The following is a 1,075-nucleotide window of genomic DNA, read 5'->3' on the forward strand; positions in this document are numbered from 1 at the left end:
GTCGAGGTGGAGGGACTCGAACCCCCGGCCCCATGGTCCCAAACCACGTGCGCTACCAAACTGCGCTACACCTCGATCTAAATGGCGGAGAAGGAGGGATTCGAACCCTCGCACCGGAATAACCCAGCCTAAACCCTTAGCAGGGGCTCCTCTTATAGCCACTTGAGTACTTCTCCGAATAATTAAATTGTATGGCGGAGAGGGTGGGATTCGAACCCACGGTGCCGTTAAGCATCACTGGTTTTCAAGACCAGCTCCTTAAACCACTCGGACACCTCTCCGAACAAATGGTGATCTATCCGCGGCTCGAACGCGGGACACCTTGATTAAAAGTCAAGTGCTCTACCGACTGAGCTAATAGACCACATATATATGGTGAGCGCACAGGGATTCGAACCCCGGACACACGCCTTAGAAGGGCGTTGCTCTATCCAGCTGAGCTATGCACCCACATATTTTGGAGCTGGTGATAGGACTCGAACCTACAACCTGCTGATTACAAGTCAGCTGCTCTACCAATTGAGCCACACCAGCATATTAGAAATTGGCGACTCGGATGGGGTTCGAACCCACGACCTCCAGCGTGACAGGCTGGCATTCTAACCAACTGAACTACCGAGCCAATTTCTTGGTGGGGTTAACAGGGCTCGAACCTGTGACCCCCTGCTTGTAAGGCAGATGCTCTCCCAGCTGAGCTATAACCCCATTTTGGAGCGGGTGAAGGGGATCGAACCCTCACAGCTGGCTTGGAAGGCCAGAACTCTACCATTGAGCTACACCCGCATATTTTAATTGTAATTGGTGACCCGTAGGGGAATCGAACCCCTGTTACCACCGTGAAAGGGTGGTGTCTTAACCGCTTGACCAACGGGCCATAATGGCTCCAAGGGTGGGGCTCGAACCCACAACCTACCGGTTAACAGCCGGTTGCTCCACCTTTGAGCTACCTTGGAATAAACGTGGCTACGACCTACTCTTCCGGGGGCCTTCGCCCCAAGTACCATCAGCGCTAGAGAGCTTAACTTCTGTGTTCGGAATGGGAACAGGTGTATCCTCTCTGCTATAGTAACCACAT

The 1,075-nt window shown here is 52.9% G+C and carries 11 tRNA genes and 1 rRNA gene; all 12 read right to left on the bottom strand.

Annotated features, from left to right (window positions below):
* Window position 1: 1 nt before the first annotated feature.
* Window positions 2-75, bottom strand: a tRNA-Pro gene (locus tag EXD82_RS10180).
* A 7-nt stretch (window positions 76-82) separates the two neighbouring features.
* Window positions 83-176, bottom strand: a tRNA-Ser gene (locus EXD82_RS10185).
* A gap of 16 nt (window positions 177-192) precedes the next feature.
* Window positions 193-281, bottom strand: a tRNA-Ser gene (locus EXD82_RS10190).
* A gap of 7 nt (window positions 282-288) precedes the next feature.
* Window positions 289-364, bottom strand: a tRNA-Lys gene (locus tag EXD82_RS10195).
* 9 nt (window positions 365-373) lie between these two features.
* A tRNA-Arg gene (locus tag EXD82_RS10200) sits at window positions 374-450 on the bottom strand.
* An 8-nt stretch (window positions 451-458) separates the two neighbouring features.
* Window positions 459-534 (bottom strand) — tRNA-Thr (locus EXD82_RS10205).
* Between the two features lie 11 nt (window positions 535-545).
* Window positions 546-622 (bottom strand) — tRNA-Asp (locus EXD82_RS10210).
* Window positions 623-629: 7 nt separating this feature from the next.
* A tRNA-Val gene (locus tag EXD82_RS10215) sits at window positions 630-705 on the bottom strand.
* Window positions 706-709: 4 nt separating this feature from the next.
* Window positions 710-783 (bottom strand) — tRNA-Gly (locus EXD82_RS10220).
* 16 nt (window positions 784-799) lie between these two features.
* A tRNA-Glu gene (locus EXD82_RS10225) sits at window positions 800-874 on the bottom strand.
* Window positions 875-878: 4 nt separating this feature from the next.
* Window positions 879-953 (bottom strand) — tRNA-Asn (locus tag EXD82_RS10230).
* A 4-nt stretch (window positions 954-957) separates the two neighbouring features.
* Window positions 958-1,074, bottom strand: a 5S ribosomal RNA gene (gene rrf, locus EXD82_RS10235).
* Between the last annotated feature and the right edge of the window lies 1 nt (window position 1,075).

Origin of the sequence: Peptacetobacter hominis, assembly GCF_006861675.1 — a bacterium.
In the GTDB taxonomy this organism is placed as follows: Bacteria; Bacillota; Clostridia; order Peptostreptococcales; family Peptostreptococcaceae; genus Peptacetobacter; species Peptacetobacter hominis.